Origin of the sequence: Bradyrhizobium sp. CCGB20, from assembly GCF_024199855.1 — a bacterium.
In the GTDB taxonomy this organism is placed as follows: Bacteria; Pseudomonadota; Alphaproteobacteria; order Rhizobiales; family Xanthobacteraceae; genus Bradyrhizobium.
Map to the genome: position 1 here is coordinate 8429162 of NZ_JANADN010000001.1, position 19171 is coordinate 8448332.

Annotated in this window: 14 protein-coding genes; 6 read left to right on the top strand and 8 right to left on the bottom strand. The window is 64.6% G+C overall.

Features of this window, described 5'->3' with window-relative positions:
* Positions 1 to 99 precede the first annotated feature (99 nt).
* Together NLM15_RS39700 and iaaH are read left to right on the top strand one after the other, a co-directional pair.
* On the top strand, positions 100 to 3549 hold the full coding sequence (locus NLM15_RS39700) for an indolepyruvate ferredoxin oxidoreductase family protein (RefSeq protein ID WP_254123390.1): 3450 nt from the start codon (positions 100 to 102) through the stop codon (positions 3547 to 3549).
* Between the two features lie 72 nt (positions 3550 to 3621).
* Positions 3622 to 5040 (top strand): indoleacetamide hydrolase, encoded by a 1419-nt coding sequence (iaaH, locus tag NLM15_RS39705; protein WP_254124661.1) that lies wholly within the window; start codon positions 3622 to 3624, stop codon positions 5038 to 5040.
* 113 nt (positions 5041 to 5153) lie between these two features.
* On the opposite strand, the gene NLM15_RS39710 is transcribed toward iaaH, so the two are convergent.
* Complete coding sequence (locus NLM15_RS39710) at positions 5154 to 6062, bottom strand: LysR family transcriptional regulator (protein WP_254123391.1); 909 nt, start codon at positions 6060 to 6062, stop codon at positions 5154 to 5156.
* A 277-nt stretch (positions 6063 to 6339) separates the two neighbouring features.
* On the opposite strand from NLM15_RS39710, the gene NLM15_RS39715 reads away from it, so the two are divergent.
* The 3 genes from NLM15_RS39715 (at position 6340) to NLM15_RS39725 (ending at position 9745) form a co-directional block, all read left to right on the top strand.
* Positions 6340 to 7521: an HlyD family secretion protein gene (locus NLM15_RS39715; RefSeq protein WP_254123392.1), complete on the top strand. Its 1182-nt coding sequence runs from the start codon at positions 6340 to 6342 to the stop codon at positions 7519 to 7521.
* 116 nt (positions 7522 to 7637) lie between these two features.
* Positions 7638 to 9254, top strand: a complete 1617-nt coding sequence (locus NLM15_RS39720) for an MDR family MFS transporter (protein ID WP_254123393.1) — start codon at positions 7638 to 7640, stop codon at positions 9252 to 9254.
* A gap of 29 nt (positions 9255 to 9283) precedes the next feature.
* Positions 9284 to 9745, top strand: a complete 462-nt coding sequence (locus NLM15_RS39725) for a carboxymuconolactone decarboxylase family protein (protein ID WP_254123394.1) — start codon at positions 9284 to 9286, stop codon at positions 9743 to 9745.
* Positions 9746 to 9888: 143 nt separating this feature from the next.
* Here NLM15_RS39725 and NLM15_RS39730 read toward each other — a convergent pair whose 3' ends face one another.
* The 6 genes from NLM15_RS39730 to NLM15_RS39755 all read right to left on the bottom strand — a co-directional run bounded on the left by NLM15_RS39730 (position 9889) and on the right by NLM15_RS39755 (position 15604).
* Positions 9889 to 10749, bottom strand: coding sequence for a D-amino-acid transaminase (locus NLM15_RS39730; RefSeq protein ID WP_254123395.1), 861 nt, complete (start codon positions 10747 to 10749; stop codon positions 9889 to 9891).
* Between the two features lie 164 nt (positions 10750 to 10913).
* The gene (locus tag NLM15_RS39735) at positions 10914 to 11645 is read right to left on the bottom strand and encodes an amino acid ABC transporter ATP-binding protein (protein ID WP_254123396.1); all 732 of its coding nucleotides are present in this window, start codon (positions 11643 to 11645) and stop codon (positions 10914 to 10916) included.
* Positions 11646 to 11657: 12 nt separating this feature from the next.
* Positions 11658 to 12350 carry an amino acid ABC transporter permease gene (locus tag NLM15_RS39740; RefSeq protein WP_254123397.1) on the bottom strand — a complete coding sequence of 231 codons (693 nt, stop codon included), beginning with the start codon at positions 12348 to 12350 and terminating at the stop codon, positions 11658 to 11660.
* A gap of 3 nt (positions 12351 to 12353) precedes the next feature.
* Positions 12354 to 13085: an amino acid ABC transporter permease gene (locus NLM15_RS39745; protein WP_254123398.1), complete on the bottom strand. Its 732-nt coding sequence runs from the start codon at positions 13083 to 13085 to the stop codon at positions 12354 to 12356.
* Between the two features lie 111 nt (positions 13086 to 13196).
* Positions 13197 to 14108 (bottom strand): amino acid ABC transporter substrate-binding protein, encoded by a 912-nt coding sequence (locus NLM15_RS39750; protein ID WP_254123399.1) that lies wholly within the window; start codon positions 14106 to 14108, stop codon positions 13197 to 13199.
* A gap of 98 nt (positions 14109 to 14206) precedes the next feature.
* Complete coding sequence (locus NLM15_RS39755) at positions 14207 to 15604, bottom strand: M20 family metallopeptidase (protein WP_254123400.1); 1398 nt, start codon at positions 15602 to 15604, stop codon at positions 14207 to 14209.
* 284 nt (positions 15605 to 15888) lie between these two features.
* Between NLM15_RS39755 and NLM15_RS39760 the strand changes: the two genes are divergently transcribed.
* Complete coding sequence (locus tag NLM15_RS39760; RefSeq protein WP_254123401.1) at positions 15889 to 17268, top strand: LLM class flavin-dependent oxidoreductase; 1380 nt, start codon at positions 15889 to 15891, stop codon at positions 17266 to 17268.
* Positions 17269 to 17419: 151 nt separating this feature from the next.
* Here NLM15_RS39760 and NLM15_RS39765 read toward each other — a convergent pair whose 3' ends face one another.
* On the bottom strand, positions 17420 to 19081 hold the full coding sequence (locus NLM15_RS39765; protein WP_254123402.1) for a thiamine pyrophosphate-binding protein: 1662 nt from the start codon (positions 19079 to 19081) through the stop codon (positions 17420 to 17422).
* Positions 19082 to 19171: the final 90 nt, after the last annotated feature.

A 19171-nucleotide genomic window follows, 5' to 3' on the forward strand; every position in this document is an offset into this window, starting at 1 on the left:
TACCGATTTTTCCTCCCTATCAGAATGAATAGGTAAGACCTACCAGTCGCCCGGGCCTACCCTTTGCCAATCCGGCACCGACGCCGCGCGAGGTCCGCCATGGATGCCATTCCATCATTCGACGCCTACGAGCTCTCCGACCGTTACGACCGCGAGGAGGGGCGCGTCTTCCTCACGGGCACGCAGGCCATCGTCCGCATCGCGCTTGACCAGGTGCAGCGCGACCGTGCCGCGGGGCTCAACACCGCGGGTTTCATCTCCGGCTATCGCGGCTCGCCGCTCGGCGGCATCGATCTCGAGCTCTGGCGCATCCAGGAGCGGCTCAAGCGGGACCGCATCGAATTCCTGCCGGCAGTGAACGAGGACCTCGCGGCAACCGCGGTGCTCGGCTCGCAGCAGGTCGAAACGCAGGCCGATCGCGAAGTCGATGGCGTGTTCGGGCTCTGGTACGGCAAAGGCCCCGGCATCGATCGTTCCGGCGATGCCCTCAAGCACGGCAACGCCTACGGCTCCTCGCCGCATGGCGGCGTGCTGGTCGTCGCTGGCGATGACCATGGCTGCGTCTCCTCCTCGATGCCGCACCAGTCCGATGTCGCCTTCATGAGCTGGTTCATGCCGACGCTGCACCCCGCAAGCGTCAGTGAATATCTCGAATTCGGCGAATATGGCTACGCGCTGAGCCGCTTCTCCGGCATGTGGGTCGGCTTCAAGGCGATCTCGGAGATTGTCGAGTCAGGCGCATCCGTCGCGCTGCGCCCGCCGCGCGCCTTCCGCACGCCCGACTTCACGCCGCCACCCGGCGGCCTGCACTATCGCTGGCCGGATCTGCCGGGCCCGCAGATCGAGGAACGACTGGAGGCAAAGAAACACGCGGTCTACGCCTTCGCGAAGGCCAATCCGATCGATCGCCACATCTACGACATTCCCAATGCCACCTACGGCATCGTCACCACGGGCAAGGCGCATCTCGACCTGATGGAGGCGCTGCGGCTGATGGGCCTTGATGAAGCGGCCTGCCGCAACATCGGCGTCGACGTCTACAAGGTCGGCATGGTCTGGCCGCTTGCGCTGCATGACGCGATGGACTTCGTGAAGGGCAAGCGCGAGATCCTCGTGGTCGAGGAAAAGCGCGGCATCATCGAGAGCCAGTTCAAGGAATATTTCTACGACTATCCGGGATCAAAGCCCGAGCGCATGGTCGGCAAGCACGACGAGACCGGTGCTCGGCTGATCTCCTGGATTGGCGAATTGTCGCCGCGTGCGCTGGCGTCCGTGCTGGCGCGCCGGCTCGATCCGATGTTTCCCGGCCTCAATCTCGCCGCGCGCGCCGCCGCGCTGCTGCCGGAGGCAGCCCGCACGATCAATGTCCCAGGCGCAACGCGTACGCCGTATTTCTGCTCGGGATGCCCGCACAACACGTCGACAAAGGTGCCGGAAGGCTCCAAGGCGCTGGCCGGCATCGGTTGCCACTTCATGGCAAGCTGGATGGACCGCGAGACATCGTCGCTGATCCAGATGGGCGGCGAAGGCGTGAACTGGGCGGCCTCGTCACGCTTCACCGGCCACCAGCACGTCTTCCAGAATCTCGGCGAAGGCACTTACTATCATTCGGGCTCAATGGCGATCCGGCAGGCGATCGCAGCCAAAGCCAACATCACCTACAAGATCCTGTTCAACGATGCCGTCGCCATGACCGGCGGCCAGCCGGTCGACGGCCCCATCAGTGTGCATGCCATCGCGCACAGCGTCCGCGCCGAAGGCGTTGGGCGCATCGCGCTGGTGTCGGATGACCCCGCGCAGTTTTCTCCGGGAGACCTGCCGATCGGCGTCACCATCCATCCGCGCGAGGAGATGGACACCGTGCAGCGCGAACTGCGCGAGGTCTCCGGCGTCTCGGTGCTGATCTATCAGCAGACCTGCGCCACCGAGAAGCGGCGCCGGCGCAAGCGCGGGCAGACCGCCGATCCCAAGCGCTTCGCCTACATCAACGACCTCGTCTGCGAAGGCTGCGGCGACTGCTCGGTCGAGTCCAACTGCCTCAGCATCGAGCCGAAGGAGACGCCGTTCGGCCGCAAGCGCCAGATCAATCTCTCGACCTGCAACAAGGATTTTTCCTGCCTCAACGGCTTTTGCCCGAGCTTCGTCACCGTCGAAGGCGCAATCCGCCGGAAGAAAAGCGCGAGCCAGATCGACGCGATCGGTCGCGCGGCGACGCTCCCCCTGCCTGCTCCCGCTACGCTCGACCGTCCCTATGACCTGCTGGTGACCGGCGTCGGCGGCACCGGCGTGATCACGGTCGGCGCGCTGATCGGCATGGCGGCGCATCTGGAACGAAGCGGCGTCTCGGTGCTCGATTTCACGGGCTTTGCGCAGAAGTTCGGGCCCGTGTTGAGCTATATCCGGCTTGCCGCGAGCCCCGAGGCGCTGCACCAGGTCCGCATCGACCAGGGCGCCGCCGATGCACTGATCGGCTGCGACCTCGTCGTCAGCTCCTCACCAAAGGCGTCCGGCACCTATCGCCGCGGCACGCGCGCTGCAGTCAACTCCGCGGAGATGCCGACCGGCGACGTCGTCCGCTTCCGCGACGCCGATCTCGCCTCGCCCGCCCGCCTGCGCGCCATCCGCCAGGTGATCGGCGACGGCAATCTCGACACGATCAACGCCAACGCTCTGGCCGAACGCCTGCTCGGCGATGCCGTCTATGCCAACATCATCATGCTCGGCTTTGCCTGGCAGCGCGGTCTCGTGCCGATCTCGCTGCAAGCGCTGCTGCGCGCGATCGAGCTCAACGGCGTCGCGGTCGAGCGCAACAAGCAGGCCTTTGCCTGGGGCCGGATCGCCGCAGCCGATCCGGACTTCCTGCCGAAGGCTGACGAGGCATCCAAGGCCGAGACGCTCGACCAGCTCATCGCCCGCCGCGCCGATTTCCTCATCGCCTATCAAGACGAAGCCTATGCGACGCGCTATCGGACAATCGTGGCAAGAGTTCGCAACGCCGAAATCGCCCTTGGCAGCGAGGCGCTGACCGAGGCGGTCGCCCGCTCCCTGTTCAAGCTGATGGCCTACAAGGACGAGTACGAGGTGGCGCGCCTCCACATGCGGACCGACTTCCTGGACGAATTGAAGCGTGAGTTCGACGACGGCTTCAGCATCCAATATCACCTCGCCCCGCCATTCCTGTCATCCAAACGCGACGCCCGCGGCCGGCCACGCAAGCGCGCCTTCGGCCAGTGGATCCAGATGCCGCTCACGATGCTGGCGCGGTTGAAGGGATTGCGCGGAACGCCATTCGATCCATTCGGCTACGCTGCGGAGCGGCGGGCGGAGCGCGAGCTGATCGGCTGGTATGAAGGCCTGATCGACCGGATGCTCGGCGGGCTCGACGCGGCGCATCTGCCAAGTCTCGTCGCAATTGCAAAGGCGCCGATGGATATCCGCGGCTACGGCCCGGTGAAGGACGCCGCGATCGCCAAGGTGAGGCCCGAGGCGGAGCGCCTGCTCACCGAATTGGCAACATCCTCGCCGGCAAAGCTGCGCGCCTGGAGTTGACGCGGCGCCAACAAGGCCTCAGCCTTCCGGCTCGGGCTCCCTGATGGCGCCCCTGCAACCGGGTGATGCATGATGGATCTCGATCAGTTGACCCTAACCCATGCCGCGGCCGACCTTCGCGCCGGAAAAGTCACGAGCACCGCCCTCACGACGGAGGCGCTGACCCGCGCCAAGGCCGGCGCCGATCTCAATGCCTTCGTCACCCTCGACGAAGCCGGCGCCTTGAAGGCCGCGAGAGCGTTCGATGCGACCGGCGACAAGGACCAGCCGCTCGGCGGCGTGCCCGTCGTGATCAAGGACAATATCGAGGTGGCCGGGCTTCCCTGCAGCGCCGGAACGCCGGCGCTGCAGGGTTACGTCCCGAAGGCCGACGCGCCAGTGGTCGCCAAGCTCCGCGCCGCGGGCGCGATCATCATCGGCAAGACCAGCATGCACGAGCTCGCCTTCGGCATCTCCGGCTACAATACCGCGTTCAAGACCGGCGCGGAGTTCGGCGTGCGCAACGCCTATGATCGCAGCCTGATCGCCGGCGGTTCCTCCTCAGGCACGGGCGCAGCGATCGGCGCGCGGATCGTCGCAGGCGGGCTCGGCACCGACACCGGCGGATCGGTCAGGGTCCCGGGCGCGTTGAATGGATGCGCCTCGCTGCGCCCGACGGTCGGACGTTATCCGCAAACCGGCATCGCGCCGATCTCGCACACCCGCGACACCGCAGGCCCGATGGCCGCGACCATCGCGGATGTCGAACTGCTCGACCGCGTCATCGCCGGTAGGGACGCGATTCAGCCGGCGGATCTGAAGCAGGTGCGGATCGGCGTCGTAAGATCGATGCTGACCAATCTCGACGCCGACACCGAAGCCGCCTTCCAGGCGGCGGTCGTGCAGATCAAGGCGCAGGGCATCACGGTCGTCGAGATCGAGATGCCGCAACTCGCCGAGCTCAACGGTCAGGTCAGCTTTCCCGTCGCGCTGTACGAAGCCTATGACGACATGGTCGCCTATCTCAGGCACACCGGCACCGGGATCAGCATCGAGGCGCTGGTGAAGGACATCGCCAGCCCCGATGTGAAGGGCACCTATGAGGGCCTCGTGATCCCGCGCAAGCTGCCCGGCCCCGGCGACACACTTATCGATGCCAAGCCGATCTATGACGCCGCGATCAAGACCGCGCGTCCGGTCCTGCAGGCGCTCTACAGCAAGACCTTTTCCGGGAATAAGCTGGACGCGATCGCCTTCCCGACCACGCCACGCGTCGCAATCCCATCCAATCCCGACTCCAGCAGCCTCGAAAATTTCGGCCTGTTCATCCAGAACACCGATCCCGGCAGCAATGCCGGCATTCCCGGGATCCAGATTCCGATCGCGCTCGGCGCCACCAGCAAATTGCCTATAGGCCTCGAGCTGGATGGTCCGGCAGGCAGCGACGAGCGGCTGCTTGCAATCGGCATGGCGCTTGATGGTGTATTCGGACGGCTGCCGGCGCCGCGCTGACGCTCTTGTAGGGTGGGCAAAGCGGAGCGTGCCCACGATTTCCACCGATTGGAAAAGATGGTGGGCACGGCGCTTTGCGCCTTTGCCCACCCTACGGCACTGACGTCTTGACCTCACGAATACGGATTGATCAGCTTCTGCTGCTCGGCGCTGTGATGCACGAGCATGTCGATGAAGGTCCTGACCTTCGCCGACAGATGATGCTTGTGCGGATAGACAGCGTTCATCGACATCTCGACCGGACGGTACTCCGGCAGGAGGCGCACCAGCCGGCCCGCATCGAGATCATCGGCCACCAGGAATCCGGCCGCGAGGCTCACGCCCAGGCCCTGCAATGCGGCCTCGCGCAGCGCTTCGCCGCTGTTGGTGATCAGATTGCCCGATACGCGCACCGAGGCCGGCATGCCCTTGCGGTCGAAGAAGCGCCACTCGTCGAACGGATAGTTGATGTGACGCACGCAATTGCGCTCGGCGAGCTCCTCGAGCTTCGAGACGCGCCCATGCGCCTCGATATAGGCGTGCGAGCAGCACAGCACGTGCCGCCAGGTCGCAAGACTCCGCACGATCAGGCTGGAGTCCGGCGGCGCGATCATGCGCAGTGCGAGATCAAAGCCCTCCTCGATCAGGTCGACATTGGTTTCGCCCATGCGCAAATCGACCTTGACCTCCGGATAGGTCGCGAGGAATTCGGCCATCACAGGCGCGACGAACGGCACCATGTGGGTGGCGGTGTGAATGCGCAGCGTGCCGCGCGGCGTCGATTGCAGTGCGCCGGCGATATCGTCGGCCTGTTCGATATCGGCGAGGATCTGGATCGCGCGGTCGTAATAGGCCTTGCCGATTTCGGTGAGGTTGACCTTGCGCGTGGTGCGCTGAAGCAGCCTCACCCCAAGCCGGTCTTCCAGCGCCTGAACGTGATTGCTCACCATGGTGGTCGACATGTTGAGCTTGCGGGCAGCTGCGGAGAAGCCGCCGGTCTCGACCACCCGGCTGAAGACTTCGAGGCTCGTCAATCGGTCCATGTCGCCTGATTATCCGCTTTCGATCGATAATCGCAAGGAATTCGACCGGATTATCCATCAAACGGTCTCACCCGCCGAGATGGTGCATGTTCGCAGCAATCGCTCGATAGGCGCGGCAATCGCTCTGGGGCAGTCGCACCTCTGGTTCGATAGACCAAACACTCCAAGGCGCCGACCCCGGACCATCCACTCGGAGTGGATAATCCTTCCAGCATTTTGCCGATTATCGCTCGAACCGGAAAGACCGATAGTCCCAGCCAGCCGATAGGAGACCGCGATGTCCGAGATGCCCCGCACCGAAAACTTCCAGCAAGCAACTGAAATCACTCAAGATCATCCTCAGCCCCCACAGCCTGCGCCGGCCCGGAAGATGGTCCGGCGCGCGGCGCTGGTACTCGCGCTCCTCGCAGGCACGGCGGCGATGATCTATTACGGGCACGACTACTGGACCAACGGCCGCTATCTCGAGACGACCGACGACGCCTATGTGAAGGCGGATTCCACCATCGTCGCGCCCAAGGTTTCCGGCTACATCGCCAAGGTGCTGGTCGGCGACAACGAGAAGGTCAGAGCGGGCCAGACGCTGGCGAAGATCGACGACCGCGACTTCAAGGCCGCGCTCGACCAGGCCCGCGCCGATGTCGCCGCGGGCGAAGCCTCGGTGCGCAACATCGACGCCCAGCTCGAGCTGCAGCAGCCGATCATCGAGCAGAGCACGGCCGACGTCGCCGCGGCGGACGCCAATCTGAAGTTCGCGCAGGAGGAACGCGCCCGCTACGACGACCTCATGAAGTCGGGCTCCGGCACGATCCAGCGCGCACAGCAGACCGATGCAGCGCTGCGCGCCAGCAACGCGCAATTGCAGCACGCGAAATCGGGCCTGGTGGCCGCGCAGCGCAAGGTCGACGTACTCACCACCCAGCGCGCCCAGGCCACGGCCCAGCTCGACCGCGCCCGCGCCGTCGCGAAGCAGGCGGCGTTGAACCTGTCCTATACCGAGATCACCGCGCCGGTCGACGGTACGGTCGGCGCCCGGAGCCTGCGCGTCGGCCAGTTCGTGCAGGCCGGCACGCAATTGATGGCGGTGGTGCCGCTCGATGCCGTCTATGTGGTCGCGAACTTCAAGGAGACGCAGCTCACGCACGTTCGTCCGGGCCAGCCGGTCGAGCTGCACGTCGATAGCTTCCGCCACCAGACCCTGCACGGCCATGTCGACAGCCTGTCGCCGGCGAGCGGTCTGGAATTCGCACTGCTGCCGCCCGACAACGCCACCGGCAATTTCACCAAGATCGTGCAGCGCGTGCCGGTGAAGATCGTGCTCGACGACCACCGCCTGACCGGCCTGCTGCGCCCCGGCATGTCCGCGGTGCCGACGGTCGACACCAAGGCAACGGTGCTCGCCGAGCGCGAGACGGCCAAACGCCTCGCCGACAACGCGGTCCGCCCGAACGGCGGCTGAGGCGGGGAAGACCGGCAGGATTATCAAGTCTTGCCGGACGATCCTTCCCACACTCCCTCGATTATCGAAACCGACCGCCCGATGCATCCTGTCTCCGAGACCGAGACGAGGCTTCCATGAGCACGCTCCAACCGACCGTCAGCGCCGCTTCCGCTGCCAGCATCCCCGCCCCTGCTGCGCCCGCCACGCCGGGAGTTTCCGCCAAAACCTGGATCGCGGTGATCGGCGCGACCCTCGGCGCCTTCATGGCGGTGCTGAACATCCAGATCGTCAACGCTTCGCTCGCCGACATCCAGGGCGCGATCGGCGCCGGCATCGATGACGGCGGCTGGATCTCGACCTCTTATCTGATCGCCGAGATCGTGGTGATTCCGCTGTCCGGCTGGCTCGCGCAGGTGTTCTCGATCAGGATCTATCTGCTCACCAATGCGATCCTGTTCCTGATCTTGTCCGCTGCCTGCGCGCTGGCGCAGGACCTGTCGCAAATGATCGTGCTGCGCGCGGTGCAGGGTTTCACCGGCGGCGTGCTGATCCCGATGGCCTTCACGCTCATCATCACGCTACTGCCTCGCGCGAAGCAGCCGGTGGGCCTTGCACTGTTCGCGCTGTCCGCGACGTTCGCGCCGGCAATCGGCCCGACCATCGGCGGCTATCTCACCGAGAATTTCGGGTGGCAGTACATTTTCTACGTCAACCTCGTGCCCGGCGCGATCATGGTCGGCATGCTCTGGTACGCACTCGAGCCCAGGCCGATGAAGCTGTCGCTGCTCGCGGAAGGCGACTGGGCCGGCATCATCACCATGGCGATCGGCCTGTCGGCACTCCAGACCGTACTGGAGGAAGGTAACAAGGACGACTGGTTCGGCTCGCCCTTCATCGTCAAGCTGTCGGTCATCGCCGCCGTCGCGCTGACCGTCTTCCTCGTCATCGAGCTCACGGTGAAGAAGCCACTGCTCAATTTGCGCCTGCTGGTTCGCCGCAATTTCGGCTTCGGCATGCTCGCAAACTTCCTGCTCGGTGTCGCGCTCTATGGCTCGGTGTTCATCCTGCCGCAATATCTGGCGCGCATCCAGGGCTACAACGCCGAGCAGATCGGCATGGTGCTGGCCTGGACCGGACTGCCGCAGCTCGTGCTGATCCCGCTGGTGCCGCGCCTGATGCAGAGGTTCGACGCGCGGATCATCATCGGCGTCGGCTTCGTCCTGTTCGCGGCCTCGAACTTCATGAACATCTACATGACCAGCAACTATGCCGCCGATCAATTGCTCTGGCCCAACGTGGTTCGTGCGATCGGCCAGGCGCTGGTCATGGCGCCGCTGTCAGCAGTGGCGACATCCGGCATCGAAGCGGAGAATGCGGGCTCGGCCTCCGGCCTGTTCAACATGATGCGCAATCTCGGCGGTGCCGTCGGCATCGCGCTGCTGCAGACCCTGCTGACCAAGCGCGAGCAGTATCACTCCAACGTGCTGATGCAGTCGGTCTCGGTGTTCGAGCAGGCGACGCGGACCCGGCTGGAGCAGCTCACCCAATATTTCGTCAATCACGGCATTCTCGATCGGGCGGACGCCGCGCACCGCGCCTATGTCGCGATCGGCCATATCGTACAGAAGCAGGCCTACATCCTCGCCTTCAGCGACACTTTCTATCTGCTCGGCATGGCGCTGATCGTCGCGCTCGCCGCCGTCCTCTTCCTGAAGAAGCCCGGCCAGACCTCGGCCGGTGGTGCACACTGACCTCAACCCAGCAAGCAAGGAGAACGACCATGAAACCCCGCATGAACTTCTACCAGGCCGCCCCCGACACGATGAAGGCGCTAATGGCGCTGGAGGAGCAGATCCAGTCCACCGGACTCGAGAAATCGCTGATCGAGCTCGTCAAGATCCGGGCGTCGCAGATCAACGGTTGCGCCTTCTGCATCAACATGCACACCGAGGACGCCCGCAAGCGCGGCGAGACCGAACAGCGCATCTACCTGCTCAACGCCTGGCGCGAGTCCCCGCTCTACACCGACCGCGAACGCGCCGCTCTGGCCTGGGCGGAATCGGTGACGCTGATTTCGGAGACCCACGCGCCCGACGATGTCTATGAGCAGGTCCGCGCCCAGTTCTCCGATGCGGAGACGGTGAACCTGACGATGCTGATCGGCGCCATCAATGCCTGGAACAGGCTGGCGATCGCGTTCCGTGCGGTTCATCCGGTGAAGGTAAAGGCATCGGCGGCGTGAAGGGCAGGCCGTCCCTCACGGGCGGCCCCGTAGGGTGGGCAAAGCGAAGCGTGCCCACCACTTCTATCGAGATACAAAAGAGAAAGATGGTGGGCACGGCGCAAGCGTGCCTTTGCCCACCCTACGACAGTTGAGTATGCGGCTCAGACCGCCGTCGCCTTGGCGAACTCCACGTAGATCTCGCGCAGCCGCGTGGCCATCGGACCGGGCTTGCCGTCGCCGACCTTCTTGCCGTCGATCGCAACCACCGGCTGGACGAACAGCGACGCCGAGGTGGCAAAGGCTTCCTTGGCGGCGAGCGCCTCGGCCACCGTGAAAGAACGCTCCTCGACGCGGAGCTGGCGCTCCTCGGCGAGCGCCACCACGGCCTTGCGGGTGCAGCCCGGCAGGATCGCGTTGGAGTTCTTGCGGGTCACGATGACATCGTCCTTGGTCAGGATGAACGCCGAGGACGAGCCGCCTTCGGTGACGTATCCGTCTTCCAGCATCCAGGCTTCGCCGGCGCCGGCTTCGGCCGCGGCCTGCTTCGCCAGCACCTGCGCGAGCAGCGCCACGCTCTTGATATCGCGCCGCTCCCAGCGGATGTCGGGCACGGTGATCACGTTGATGCCGGTCTTGGCCGGGCTGGCGTTGATGATGTCCTTCTCCGAGGTGAACATCACCAGGCTCGACTTGACGTCAGCCTTGGGGAAGGCGAAGTCGCGGCCCTTGTCGGCGCCACGCGTGACCTGGAGATAGACGAGGCCGTTCTCGACCTTGTTGCGCGCAATGAGCTCCTTCTGGAGCTCGGTGATGCGCTCGACCGTCTCCGGCAGCTTCAGCTTGATCTCGCCGACCGATCGCTCCAGGCGCGTCAGATGCGAGGCGTTGTCGACCAGCTTGCCGTCGAGCACGGCCGAGACCTCGTAGATGCCGTCGGCGAACAGGAAGCCACGATCGAGGACCGAGATTTTGGCATCCGAGAGCGGAACGAATGAGCCGTTGACGTAGGCGATCGGGTCCAAGGCAGGTCTCCTGACGGGAAAATGGGGATTTAAGGCGTTATAGCCGATTGAGGGGACCAATCACCCCTCTATTCGTCATTCCGGGGCATTCGCGCAGCGAATGAACCCGGAATCTCGAGATTCCGGGTCTGGTCCTTCGGACCATCCCGGAATGACGGTGGTGGTCAGTGCGACAGAATCTTCGACAGGAACTTCTGCGCGCGGTCGCTGCGCGGCTTGCCGAAGAAGTCGTCCTTCGGGGCGTCCTCGACGATCTCGCCGCGGTCCATGAAGATGACGCGGTTGGCGACCTTGCGGGCAAAGCCCATCTCGTGGGTGACGACCATCATGGTCATGCCCTCATGGGCGAGGTCGACCATGACGTCGAGCACCTCGCTCACCATTTCGGGATCGAGCGCCGAGGTCGGTTCGTCGAACAGCATGACGATGGGGTCCATGGCGAGCGCGCGCGCGATCGCGACGCGCTGCTGCTGGCCACCGGACAGCTGCGCCGGAAACTTTTGCGCCTGCTCCTTCAGGCCGACGCGCTCCAGCAGCTGCATGGCCTTCGTCGCCGCCTTGTCATGCGACCGGCCCAGCACCTTCTGCTGCGCGAGGCAGAGATTGTCGATGATCTTCAGATGCGGAAACAGCTCGAAGTGCTGGAACACCATGCCGACGCGCGAGCGCAACTTCGGCAGATTGGTCTTGGGATCGTTGACCTTGGTGCCGTCGACCGAGATGTCGCCGCTCTGGAAAGGCTCCAGCGCATTGACGCATTTGATCAGCGTCGACTTGCCCGAGCCCGACGGGCCGCAGACCACGACGACCTCGCCCTTGGTGACGCTGGTGGTGCAGTCGGTCAGCACCTGGAAGGTCGGGCTGTACCATTTGTTGACGTGGCTGATTTCGATCATGACCGATACGCTCTATCGAATGATGGCGATGCGCGCCTGGAGGCGGCGAACGCCGAAGGACGCGATACAGGAAATTGTGAAGTAGACCACGGCGGCGAACAGATACATTTCGACCAGCCGCCCGTCGCGCTGCGCGACCTTGCTGGCCGCGCCGAGGAAGTCCGTGATCGACAGCACGTAGACCAGCGAGGTGTCCTGGAACAGCACGATGGTCTGCGTGATCAGGACCGGCAGCATGTTGCGGAACGCCTGCGGCAGCACGACGTAGCGCATCGTCTGCGCATAGTTGAGCCCGAGCGCGCTGGCCGCGGCCGGCTGGCCGCGCGAGATCGACTGGATGCCGGCACGCATGATCTCGGAGAAGTACGCGGCCTCGAACATGATGAAAGTGATGAGCGAGGATGCGAAGGCGCCAACGCTGATCGGGCGCGAGGCGCCGGTCAGCCACTGCCCGATATAGGGCACCAGGAAGTAGAACCAGAAAATGACCAGCACCAGCGGCAGCGAGCGCATGAAGTCGACATAGAGGCCGGCGATGCGGCCCAGGATCTTGAATCCCGAGAGCCGCATCAGCGCGAGCGCCGTGCCGAAGATCAGGCCGCCAAGCGCTGCGAGAGCCGTCAGCGTCAGGGTAAACGTCATGCCCTCGTAGAACAGATAGGGCAGTGAGCGGCGGATGACGTCGAAATCGAAATTGCCGAGCATCGCTTATTTCCCCGTGATGTAGCCGGGGATCGCGACCCAGCGCTCGAGGAAGCGCATCGCGGTCACGACGACGGCGTTGACGAGGAGGTAGAGGATGGTGGCGGCGGTGAAGGCCTCGAACACCTGGAACGAGAATTCCTGCATCGAGCGCGCCTGTCCGGTCAGCTCGAGCAGGCCGATGGTGATGGCGACCGCCGTATTCTTGATGGTGTTGAGGAACTCGGAGGTCAGCGGCGGCAGGATGATGCGGAACGCCATCGGCAGCAACACGTAGCGATAGCCCTGCACGGTGGTCAGGCCCAGCGCCGTCGCCGCCATCTTCTGCCCGCGCGGCAGCGAGCTGATGCCGGCCTGCAACTGGACTGCGACGCGCGCCGACATGAACAGGCCGACGCCGATCGCTGCCGTCCAGAACGGCGCGTTCGGCAATTGCTTCAGCCACAGTCCGGCGGCCTTCGGCAGGATTTCCGGCAGCACGAAGAACCACAGGAAGAGCTGCACCAGCAGCGGCATGTTGCGGAAGAATTCGACGTAAGCGAAGCCGAACCAGTAGGCGCCCTTCGACGGCAGCGTGCGCATCACGCCGACGATCGAGCCGGTGATCAGCGCGATGATCCAGGCCAGCCCGGCAGTCTTGAGGGTCAGCGCCAGTCCCGACAGGAGCATGTCGAGGTAGGTACCGGTCCCCATCGGGTTCGGCTGGAAAAAGATTCCCCAGTTCCAGTTGTAGTTCACGTGTCCCCCGCGCGAACGCGCCCATGATGTCAGGGCGCCTATGCAAATGTCCGGCCACCCTGCTGTCAAGAGTGGCCGGACATGATCCCGATCGAAAGATCGAGGTCTATCTTACTTGTAGTCGTCCGGGTTCGGCGAGTCGCTCGGCTTGGCGAACTCGTTCTTCAGCTCGGCCGAGATCGGGGTGTTGAGGTTCAGACCCTTCGGCGGGATCTTGGCGGTGAACCACTTTTCGTAGATCTTCTGGCCTTCGCCCGAGGTGTAGACCGCGGCAGTCGCAGCATCGACCACCTTCTTGAAGGCGGCGTCGTCCTTGCGCAGCATGATGCCGTAGGGCTCGGGCTTGGAGAACGCGTCCTTGGAGATGACATAGTCATCCGGCGACTTCGAGCCGGCAACGAGGCTCGCGAGCAGGATGTCGTCCATGACGAACGCGACCGCGCGGTCGGTCTCAACCATCAGGAAGGCCTCGGCGTGGTCCTTGGCCGGGATGATGTTGGCGCCGAGGCCCTTCGCGACGTTGGCTTCGGTGAGCTGCTTGATGTTGGTGGTGCCGGCGGTCGAGACCACCGTCTTGCCCTTGAGGTCTTCGATCGACTTGAGGCCGCTCGACTTCTTGAAGACGTAGCGGCTGGCGGTCAGGAAGTGGGTGTTGGTGAAGGCGACCTGCTTCTGGCGTTCGGCGTTGTTGGTGGTCGAGCCGCATTCGAGGTCGATCGTGCCGTTGGCCATCAGCGGAATGCGGGTCGCCGACGTCACCGGATTGAGCTTGACCTCGAGCTTGTCGAGCTTGAGTTCCTTCTTCACGGCGTCGACGATCTTGTAGCAGATGTCCATCGCGAACCCGACGGGCTTCTGGTTGTCGTCGAGATAGGAGAACGGGATCGAGGAGTCGCGGAAGCCCAGCGTGATGGCGCCGGTGTCCTTGATGTTCTTCAGCGTACCGGTCAGCTCCTGGGCCCCAGCCTGGCTGACGGCGAAGGTCGCGGCGAGCGCGAGGCCGATGCTACGGAAGTGTTTCACTTTTAGTCCCCTTTCAGGATGATGCCGGCGGGATGCAAGCACAAATCGGGTTGGAATAGAATGTGACTTTTGGCTGGATCGCGGCCCAGGTTAACGGCTCAGGTTGACGGTCTTGTCAGCGGATTTGGCAATTCCCCGAGATCCCAGAACAGCCCGGCCATGACCGTCAAGGCCTCTTCGGTCAATGGCAGCAGGATGTGCTCATTGGGCGCATGCTGGGAGCAGCCGGGATAGGAGTGCGGGACCCAGATCGTCGGCAGGCCCAGAATCTCGGAAAACACGTCATTAGGCAGCGAGCCGCCGAAATTCGGCAGCACCGCCGGCGTCTTGCCGGTGGTGTTTTTGACCGAATCCGCGGCCCATTTGATCCAGGGGCTGTCGAAATCGGTGCGCGAGGCGGCAAAGCTCTGGGCCGCCCGCACCTCGACCATCGGGAAGCCCTTCTGGGCCAGATGCGTGCCGATGGCCTCGATCAGGCCATCGATCCGGGTGCCGACCACAAAACGCAGTTGCAGCACGGCGTTGGCGTGGCCGGGAATGGCATTGGCCGGCTTGTCGATATTGCCGGACGACATCGCCAGCACCTCGAGCGTGTTCCAGGCATAGAGCCGCTCGGCCGCCGACAGCCCTTCCTCGCCCCAGTTCTCCGCGAGCGCCGGCTCATCCTCGGTCGGCACCACCTGCACGTCGGCAAGATAGCTGCGGATCTGGTTGGTGAGGCGTGGCGGCTTCAGCGCGTCGAGCTGAAGGCGGCCGTGGCCGTCGACCAGCGTGGAAATCGCGTTGACCAGGATGGTCGCGGGGTTGGCGAGCACGCCGCCCCAATTGCCCGAATGGTGGCCGCCATCGCGCAGGTTCACATCCAGATGAATGCGGATCCCGCCGCGGCAGCCGAGAAAGAGCGTCGGCCGGTCGGCCGACAGGCGCGGCCCGTCCGAGGCCATGAACAGATCGGCCTTGAGCGCATCACGATTGAGATCGCAGACCTTGCCGAGATCGGGCGAGCCGATCTCCTCGCCCATCTCGACGATGAATTTGGCATTGAAGCCGAGCTTGCCGCCACGGGCCTCGCGCACCGCGCGGAGTGCCGCCATGTTGATGCTGTGCTGGCCCTTGTTGTCGGCGGTGCCACGGCCATAGAGCCGCGTGCCCGCGACCGTCGTGCGCCAGGGATCGCGGCCGTCGCGCCACTCTCCCTCCATGCCGTCGACGACGTCGCCATGGCCGTAGATCAGAACGGTCGGCGCTGACGCGCTCTCGTGATGCTCGGCGAACAGGAACGGCGCCTTGCCGCTCGGGGATTCGACGATGCGGCTGGTAAAGTCGAGCGCCGCAAAGGCCGGCTGCATCTCCTGTTCCAGATAAGAACGCAGCTCGGCGCCGCGTGCCGGATTCTGGCTTTCGGTCCGATAGGCGACGCGGCGGTCGAGCTCGGTGAGGAACGCGCCGGATTTGAAATCGTCACGGGCGTGGGCGATGGCGTCGGCTCTGGTCATGGCTGGTTTTTCGAGGCTTTGAGACGAAGGACCCTACCCGAGACAGGTAGCCCTTCGAAAGTGGCAGGGACTTGGATAGTTCTTCGAGTTCTCTTGGGATTTCGTTCTTGCTCTCTTGAGATTGGCTTGCCAAGAGCGGGAGCACCGCTGATTTTGGCCTTGCCAAGCACAAGCCTTTCTATTCTTGGCCCTTGCAAAGGGCCAATTATATGCAAGAACTTCGCCAAGTTGGGGCGCACGTCTATCATTCGAAGAGCGCTCGGTACAGGGCGCCGGGGACCATCATGGCCAAGCAGATCAGGCTCAACGCCTTCGCGATGAATTGCGTCGCGCATCAATCACCGGGGCTGTGGACCCATCCACGCGACCGCACCGCCGAATATAATCGCCTGCCCTACTGGATCGATCTCGCCAGGACGCTGGAACGCGGCCGTTTCGACGGGCTGTTCCTGGCCGACGTGCTCGGGGTCTACGACGTCTATGGCAACAGCCCTGACGCTGCCTTGCGCAATGCAGCGCAGACACCATCGAACGAACCGCTGCTGCTGCTCTCGGCAATGGCCGCGGTGACGCAGAATCTCGGCTTCGGCGTCACCAGCAATCTGTCCTTCGAGCCGCCCTACCCGTTCGCGCGGCGGATGTCGACGCTCGACCATCTCACCGAGGGACGGATCGGCTGGAACGTCGTCACCGGCTATCTCGACAGCGCCGCGCGCGGCGCCGGCAAGGACAAGCAGACCGGACACGACGACCGCTACGACATCGCCGACGAATATATGGAGGTCGTCTACAAGCTCTGGGAAGGCAGCTGGGAGGACGACGCGGTGCTGCGCGACCGCAAGCGCGGCATCTTCACCGATCCCACCAAGGTTCATCGCGTCAATCATGAGGGCGCGAACTACCGCATCAACAACACCATCCATCTCAGCGAACCGTCACCGCAGCGCACGCCCGTGCTGTACCAGGCCGGCACCTCGCCGCGCGGGCGGCAGTTCGCGGCGAAGCACGCCGAATGCGTGTTCATGTCGGGACCGTCGGCCAAGGTGATCGGCCCTCGCGTGTCAGCGATCCGCCAGGAAGCCGCGGCGCTCGGCCGCGACCCGGCGGAAATCCTGATGTTCTCGATGATGACCATCATCCTCGGACGGACCGAGGCCGAGGCGAACGAGAAATACGCCGACTATCGCCGCCATATCAGCCCCGAGGGTGCGCTGGCGCTGATGTCGGGCTGGACCGGCGTCGATTTCTCCGGCTACGACCTCGACCAGCAGGTGCGCCACGTCCAGAACGATGCCGGCCGCAGCGCGATGGACAACGTCACTCGCGCCGATCCCGACCGCGTCTGGACCGTGCGCGACGTCATCGAGCATGTCGGCGTCGGCGGTGCGGGTCCTGTCGTCGTCGGCACGCCCGAGATGGTCGCGGACAAGATCGAGGCATGGTTCGAGGCGACCGATGTCGACGGCCTCAACGTCGCCTTCGCGATCTCGCCCGGCGATTTCGAGGATATCGCCGACATGCTGGTGCCGGAACTGACGCGGCGTGGCCGGTACAAGCCGGAATACGCCAAGGGCACGCTGCGGGAAAAACTGTTCGGCGACGGCCGCGCGAGGCTAGGAGCGCCGCATCCGGCGGCGGGTTATCGGGTGGGGAAGAAGGGGTAGCGGCCACACCCTCCGCTGTCGTCCCCGCGAACCCGGGGACCCATACCCCCAGGGAAAAGTTTGGCGAAGACTGGTCGTTCGGGTTTGGCAGCTCCCACGATCGATGGATCACGCGGTATGGGTCCCCGCGTTCGCGGGGACGACAGCGGAGCTACACCTTCCCGTCCACCATCACCTCGATCAGCTTCGTCCCCGGCCGATTGAACGCCGACGCCAGCGTCGCCTTCAGTTCGCGGGGATCGCGGATCTTGATCGCCTCGCAACCGAGCGCCTTCGCAACGCCGGCAAAATCGACGGGCGGATCGGCAAAGTCCATGCCGACGTAATTGTCATCGCCGTGGAAGGCGAGCAGGCGCTGCTTGATGATGCGGTAGCCGCCGTTGTTGGCGATGACGACGTTGAGCGGCAGCTTGTGATGCGCCGCCGTCCACAGCGACTGGATCGAGTACATCGCGCTGCCGTCGCCGGAGAAACACACCACGGGGCGATCCGGATTGGCGATGCTGGCGCCGACGGAGGCCGGCAGGCCCCAGCCGATGCCGCCGGATGCAAGCCCATGATAGCCGAAGCGGTCGCGGTGCGCGCGAAGCGCCGTGATCTGGCGGCTGGAGGTGAGACCTTCGTCGACGAGGATGGCGTGGTCGGGCATAGCCTCGACCATTTGCAGCACCAGATAGTCGGGATCGATCGGCGAGCGGCTGGCGGTCTTGCCGATCTGCTCGACCAGCGCGGCGCGCCGCGCGGTCCAGTTCTTCGGCGCGAGCTCGGCGAGACTCTGTTTTGCACGCTGCGCCAGCGACGCGCCGCCCATCTCCTTCAGCACCGGGATCAGCGCGCGCAGTGTTTCCTTCAGATCCGCCTTCAGCGCGATCTCGGCGCCGTAATTCTTGGCGATCTCCCAATCGACGAGACCGATCTGCACGATGCCGAGCCCGTCCGGCAGCGCATCGACCTCGCTATAGACAGACATCCGCAAGGGATCGCCGCCGAGCGCAATCAGCAGATCGTACGGCGCCAGCGTATCGCGCGCGACCTTCTGCACGCGCGCCAGCGTGCCGACGAAGCTCGGGCTCTCCGACAGGAAGTGCGAGCCATAGGGCGTCGAGGACTGGTAGGCGGCGGCGCCGAGCAGCTCGGCGAGTTCGGCAGCTTCCTTGAGCGCGTCGCTTTTCACCACCTCGTCCATGGTGACGATGACAGGACGCTCGGCCTTGAGCAGCCGCGCGGCAAACGCCTTCAGCGCTTCATCCGACGGTTTCGTGCGCGCGTCGATGCGGGTGGAGCGGCCAAGATCGATGCCGGCCTCGCTGTTGAGGATGTCGCCCGGAAGGGAGATGAACACCGGCCCGGTCGGCGGCGTCATCGCCACCTTGGCGGCGCGGCGCACGATGCGCGGCAGATCCTCCAGCCGCGTCACCTCGACCGCCCATTTCACCAGCGGCTCGGCCATGCGCACCAGCGGGCCGTAGAGCACCGGCTCCATCAGGCCATGGCCCTGCTCCTGCTGGCCGGCGGTCAGGATCATCGGCGTGCCGGTGAACTGGGCATTGTAGAGCGAGCCCATCGCGTTGCCGAGGCCGGGCGCGACGTGGACGTTGCAGGCTACGAGTTTTCCCGAGGCGCGGCTGTAGCCGTCGGCGATCGCGACCACCAGGCTCTCCTGCATCGCCATGACATAGGTGAGATCAGGATGATCCTTCAGCGCATGCATGATCGGCAGCTCGGTGGTGCCGGGGTTGCCGAACAGATGCGTGATGCCCTCGTCCTTGAGCAGCGCGAGAAAGGCGGAGCGGCCGGTAATCTTGTTCTTCATGTTCCCTCCAGAAGCGGGCGTTGCCGCAAGGACGGGCACATGATGGCCGAAGTCTTGGGAGGCGCGCAAGGAAGCGCGGTCATGGCTGCG

What these genes read in the sequence shown, in the direction of transcription:
- NLM15_RS39720 (WP_254123393.1), top strand. Translation starts at nt 7,638, where the DNA reads ATGAGCACGCTCCAACCGACCGTCAGCGCCGCTTCCGCTGCCAGCATC.
- NLM15_RS39700 (WP_254123390.1), top strand. Translation starts at nt 100, where the DNA reads ATGGATGCCATTCCATCATTCGACGCCTACGAGCTCTCCGACCGTTAC.
- NLM15_RS39710 (WP_254123391.1), bottom strand. Translation starts at nt 6,062, where the DNA reads ATGGACCGATTGACGAGCCTCGAAGTCTTCAGCCGGGTGGTCGAGACC.
- NLM15_RS39735 (WP_254123396.1), bottom strand. Translation starts at nt 11,645, where the DNA reads ATGATCGAAATCAGCCACGTCAACAAATGGTACAGCCCGACCTTCCAG.
- NLM15_RS39740 (WP_254123397.1), bottom strand. Translation starts at nt 12,350, where the DNA reads ATGCTCGGCAATTTCGATTTCGACGTCATCCGCCGCTCACTGCCCTAT.
- NLM15_RS39765 (WP_254123402.1), bottom strand. Translation starts at nt 19,081, where the DNA reads ATGAAGAACAAGATTACCGGCCGCTCCGCCTTTCTCGCGCTGCTCAAG.
- NLM15_RS39755 (WP_254123400.1), bottom strand. Translation starts at nt 15,604, where the DNA reads ATGACCAGAGCCGACGCCATCGCCCACGCCCGTGACGATTTCAAATCC.
- NLM15_RS39725 (WP_254123394.1), top strand. Translation starts at nt 9,284, where the DNA reads ATGAAACCCCGCATGAACTTCTACCAGGCCGCCCCCGACACGATGAAG.
- NLM15_RS39715 (WP_254123392.1), top strand. Translation starts at nt 6,340, where the DNA reads ATGTCCGAGATGCCCCGCACCGAAAACTTCCAGCAAGCAACTGAAATC.
- iaaH (WP_254124661.1), top strand. Translation starts at nt 3,622, where the DNA reads ATGGATCTCGATCAGTTGACCCTAACCCATGCCGCGGCCGACCTTCGC.
- NLM15_RS39760 (WP_254123401.1), top strand. Translation starts at nt 15,889, where the DNA reads ATGGCCAAGCAGATCAGGCTCAACGCCTTCGCGATGAATTGCGTCGCG.